The sequence below is a fragment of the Hansschlegelia beijingensis genome (genome assembly GCF_045505405.1).
GTDB classification, from domain to species: Bacteria; Pseudomonadota; Alphaproteobacteria; order Rhizobiales; family Methylopilaceae; genus Methylopila; species Methylopila beijingensis_A.
On record NZ_JBJKEX010000262.1, the window covers coordinates 1 to 4,306 of the forward strand.

The 4,306-nt window shown below is 69.0% G+C and carries 7 protein-coding genes and 1 pseudogene; 1 reads left to right on the top strand and 7 read right to left on the bottom strand.

The window, feature by feature from the left end:
- The 7 genes and pseudogenes from ACIKT0_RS13825 to ACIKT0_RS13855 all read right to left on the bottom strand — a co-directional run.
- Window positions 1–289: pseudogene (locus ACIKT0_RS13825) on the bottom strand (hybrid sensor histidine kinase/response regulator); the annotation flags it as partial.
- A 109-nt stretch (window positions 290–398) separates the two neighbouring features.
- Window positions 399–1,463, bottom strand: coding sequence for a flagellar biosynthesis protein FlhB (gene flhB, locus ACIKT0_RS13830; RefSeq protein ID WP_407105904.1), 1,065 nt, complete (start codon window positions 1,461–1,463; stop codon window positions 399–401).
- A 4-nt stretch (window positions 1,464–1,467) separates the two neighbouring features.
- Window positions 1,468–2,229: a flagellar biosynthetic protein FliR gene (gene fliR, locus ACIKT0_RS13835; RefSeq protein ID WP_407105905.1), complete on the bottom strand. Its 762-nt coding sequence runs from the start codon at window positions 2,227–2,229 to the stop codon at window positions 1,468–1,470.
- A 16-nt stretch (window positions 2,230–2,245) separates the two neighbouring features.
- Window positions 2,246–2,512 (bottom strand): flagellar biosynthesis protein FliQ, encoded by a 267-nt coding sequence (gene fliQ, locus ACIKT0_RS13840; RefSeq protein ID WP_183395409.1) that lies wholly within the window; start codon window positions 2,510–2,512, stop codon window positions 2,246–2,248.
- Window positions 2,513–2,554: 42 nt separating this feature from the next.
- Entirely contained in the window at window positions 2,555–2,869 is a 315-nt protein-coding gene (fliE, locus tag ACIKT0_RS13845) for a flagellar hook-basal body complex protein FliE (RefSeq protein ID WP_407105906.1), read from the bottom strand.
- 14 nt (window positions 2,870–2,883) lie between these two features.
- The gene (gene flgC / locus ACIKT0_RS13850; RefSeq protein WP_407105907.1) at window positions 2,884–3,294 is read right to left on the bottom strand and encodes a flagellar basal body rod protein FlgC; all 411 of its coding nucleotides are present in this window, start codon (window positions 3,292–3,294) and stop codon (window positions 2,884–2,886) included.
- Window positions 3,295–3,302: 8 nt separating this feature from the next.
- Window positions 3,303–3,683: a flagellar basal-body rod protein FlgB gene (locus ACIKT0_RS13855; RefSeq protein ID WP_407105908.1), complete on the bottom strand. Its 381-nt coding sequence runs from the start codon at window positions 3,681–3,683 to the stop codon at window positions 3,303–3,305.
- A 274-nt stretch (window positions 3,684–3,957) separates the two neighbouring features.
- Here ACIKT0_RS13855 and ACIKT0_RS13860 point away from each other — a divergent pair.
- A partial coding sequence (locus ACIKT0_RS13860; protein WP_407105909.1) for a flagellar biosynthetic protein FliO occupies window positions 3,958–4,306 on the top strand: 349 nt, incomplete at its 3' end.

The window sequence follows — 4,306 nt, forward strand, 5'->3', positions numbered from 1 at the left end:
CCTCGGCGGTGGCCACGATCGCGCGGGCGAGGTCGTCGCCGGCGCTGCGCGCGCCGAACCGGACAAGGCCGAGCGCGCCCGCGAACAAGGCGAATACGCCGATCACCGACAGCACAGCGAGCAGCGCGAGAATCCAGGGCTGCGCGGCGTCGCCCTTCAGGAAGGAGATCGCAAGCCCGGCGCCCACCAGGGCCGCCGCCACGAGCAGCACGAGTCCGACGGAGCCCGACCGGCTGCGATCGATCGGAGGCTCGGCGGCCATGCGGTCTTCCTCGGCGATGCTGCTCATCGGGCCTCGTGGGTCGGCGCGCCGCGATTCGTCCTGCGCCGGCCGAACCGCGCGACCATGAGGCGGCCCGGCGCAGGATTCAACAAGGAGGCGCTGAACCGCCCGGCGCTCATCGCGCGCCCTTCCGGCGCATGACGAAGCCGATGACCTCGGCGACCGCCTTGTAGTGTTCAGCCGGGATCTCCTTGTCGACCTCGATCGCGGCGTGCAGCGAGCGGGCGAGCGGCGGGTTCTCGATCACCGCCACGCCGGCCTCCTCCGCGACCTTCCTGATCCGGAGGGCGACCGCGTCGACGCCCTTGGCGACGCAGAGCGGCGCGTTCATGCCCGGCTCGTATTTCAGCGCGACGGCGTAGTGGGTCGGGTTGGCGATCACCACGGTCGCCTTCGGCACCGCCGCCATCATGCGCTTCCTGGAGCGCTGGGCGCGGATCGAGCGGATGCGCGCCTTGATGTGGGGGTCGCCCTCCTGCTGCTTATGCTCGTCGCGCACCTCCTGGAGCGTCATCTTCAGGCGCTCGCGCCAGCGCCGCCGCTGCCAGAGATAGTCGGCGAGCGCGATGACGGCGAAGACCGCGACCGACGACACCAGGACCTTCAGCGACAGCGTTTTCAGCACCGGCAGCAGGCCGGCCACGTCGCCCTGCACGAGCGAGGCGACGCGAGCGCGCTCCGGCCAGACGACGGAGGAGATCACCGCCCCGACGATTCCGATCTTGAGCAGGCCCTTCAGGAAGTTCGCGAGGCTCTCGGCCGAGAACAGGCGCTTGAACCCGGAGGCCGGCGAGATCTTCGAGAACTTCGGGGCGAGCGGCTCCGTGGTGACCTGGAAGGGATGCTGGATGAGATTGCCCGCGATGGCGGCGAGCGCCAGCAGCACCATCGGCAGCCCGACCGCGGCCGCGATGGCGAAGCCGAGGCCGCCCGCCATGGCGCGAAGCGACGCGCCGTCCATCGCGAAGCGCTGCGGCTCCGCCAGAAACCGGGTCAGCATGTCGCCGAGCGACGACGTGGCGCCGTCGCCGAAGATCGACAGGGCGAGCGTCGTCGCCGCGAGGCCGAACCAGACGTTGAGCTCCTGGCTCTTGGCGACGTCCCCGCGCTTGAGCGCGTCCTCGATCTTCTTGCGGGTCGGTTCTTCTGTCTTTTCGCCGCCCTCGTCGTTCTCCGCCATCCGGTCAGCCTCCGGTCAGCATGCGGAGCGTCGCCGCGACGTCTCCGATGAAGACGTCCATCAGCACGCCGATGACGAGCGCCAGCAGCGCGAAGCCGGCGATCAGCGACAGGGGCGCGGCGATGAAGAACACCTGAAGCTGCGGCATCAGGCGCGACAGCACGCCAAGACCCAGGTTGAAGATCAGGCCGAAGACGAGGAATGGCGCGGAGAGCTGCACGCCGATCCGGAACGCGGCCTCGACCGCGCCCACCGCGAGGCGCGCGGCGTCGCCCGTTCCCGGGAACGCGCCCGGCCTGAACGCGTCGTAGCTTGCCGCGATCGCTCCGATCGCCAGGTGGTGCAGGTTGGTCGCGAAGATCAGCGTCACGCCGACGAGGGTGAGGAAGGTGCCGACGATCGCGCTCTGCTGGCCCTGCGTCGGATCGACCGTCATGACGAAGCCGAGGCCGAGCTGGTTCGCGATCACGTTGCCGGCGACCGAGAGTGACGACATCACGAGCCGGCCGACCATGCCGAGCGCGAGGCCGATCGCGATCTCCGAAAGCGCCAGCCCGACCAGCGCCGCAGCGTCCCCGGCGTCGACCGTGTAGAGCGGCCGCGCGAACGGCCAGAACACGAGCGCAAGCATGACCGCGACGGTGAGCCGGAAGCGCGGCGAGACGTTCTCCTCGCCGAGCGCCGGGAGAAGCATCACCAGCGCCCCCACCCGCGCCAGGATGAGCACGAAGGCCGCCACCTCATTGGGCAGGAAATCGAAGGTCATCGGTCGCCCGCGCGGCTCACCCGCCGGAGACGATCCTGCCCGCGATTCGCGCCATATGTCCCGCCAGGGCGTCCCCCATGAAGGGCAGCCCGATCAGCAGGGCTGCGAACAGCGCCAGGATCTTCGGCACGAAAACCAGCGTCATCTCCTGGATCTGGGTCAGCGCCTGGACCAGCGACACCACGACGCCGACCAGCAGCGTCACCGCCATCAGCGGCCCGCCCACCTTGAGGATCGTCCACAGCCCGTCGCGGGCGACGTCGAGCACTTCGGCTCCGTTCATGATCCTGACCGCGCTTTCCGGGGATCGCCTGCCGACTCGGCGTCAGATCGGCATCCGCATGATCTCTTCATAAGCGGCGATCACCTTGTCGCGCACGCTCACCAGCGTGTTGAGCGCCAGTTCGCTCTCCGCCACCGCGGTGACGACGTCGACCACGTCGGCCTTTCCGGCGACCGCCTGCATCGCCTTCGCCTCGGCGTCACGGCCCTGCTCGGCCATGCCGGACAACGATTTCTCCAGCAGTTCGCCAAAGCCCCCGCCCTTCGGCTGCGCGACGGGCGCGGCGCCGCCGGCCGCCTGGCCGACAAGGCTCGCGATGTTGGCGTAGGCGCCGGCGACGGAGGCGGGACTGGTCATCTGGGGTCTCCCGATCAGGCGCGCAGGATGTCGAGCGTGCGGACGATCATCTTCCGCGCCGCGCCCACCATGTTCAGATTGGCCTGGTAGCTCCGCTGCGCCTCGCGCATGTCCATCTGCTCGATCAGCGAGTCCACGTTCGGCAGCCGCACGTCGCCATTGGCGTCGGCCAGGGGGTTGCCCGGCTCATGCTTAACGCGAAAGTCGCTGCGGTCCCGCTCGACACGGCCGAGGCGAACGACCTGGGCGGACAGCTCGTCATCGAAAGAGGATTTGAGCGTCGGCACCTTGCGGCGATAGGGGTCCTCGCCCGGCGCCTTCGCGGCCGAATCGGCGTTGGCGAGGTTCTCGGCGATGATCCGCATCCGGCCGGCCTGCGCCTTGAGGCCGGCCGCGGCGACTCCGATGGCGCGCGCGAGGTCCATGGCGCGCCTCAGGCCCTGCCGAGCGCGGCGCGCAGCACGCCGAGGCTCTTCTGGTAAAGCATCGCGGCCATCTGGTGGTCCATCTGGTTCTGCGCAGCCTTGGTCATCTGCTCCTCGAGCACCACCGTGTTGCCGTCCGGCGTGCGTTCGAAGCCGTCGCCGATCTTGGTCGCGCCGCCCGGCGCCGAAGCCAGCGAGAGATGACGGGCGTTGGTCTGCAGCGGGCCGACAGAAGAAGCTGACGCCTCGACGGACTTCAGGTCGTGCGCCTGGAAGCCGGGCGTCGCGGCGTTGGCGACGTTCTCCGCCAACACCCGCTGGCGCGCCTCCTGCCAACGCATCTTGGTCTTGAGGGCCGACAGCAGCGGCAACTCGACAAGACCAGCCATACGGCTTCTCCCGAGGCGCAAGGAACGCCGCGCCAGAGCGGCGGCGCCGGCCCGATTCGATTTTCGCGGATTGCGCGTCCGCCCGGCAAAATCTGCCGCCCCCATGGTTAACGGGCGGTTAAGAACGTTAAGTTTCCGTTCACCTTGCGGGTGACTTTGGCTATGACGAACAGCCGGGTCGCGCTCGTGTGAACGAACGTGCTCGACGGCCGCGCCGTTGCGGAGGTCCGGGCAGCCGGGATCCGCGAAGTTTTCGAGATTGAGGTGAGACCGCGTGTTCGACCAGTTCCTCGGCGACGTCCCGACCCCTCTCAAGTTCATCCTGGCCTTCGCGGTCGTCATTCTGCTCGTCGTGCTCGCCGCCTGGCTGATGCGACGCTTCAGCGGTCAGGGGCTGTCCGGCGGCATGGGCTCGTCCGGCCGCTCGCGCCAGCCACGGCTCGGCGTGCTGGACGTGCTGGCGATCGACGGCCGCCGCCGGCTGGTGATCGTGCGTCGCGACAATGTCGAGCATCTGGTGATGATCGGTGAAGGCGAGCAGCAGGAACACGATGGCGCCGGCCGTGAAGGTCAGGGACATCAGGTTGAGGCGAACGAAGGAACGCCGCTCATGTTCGTCATAG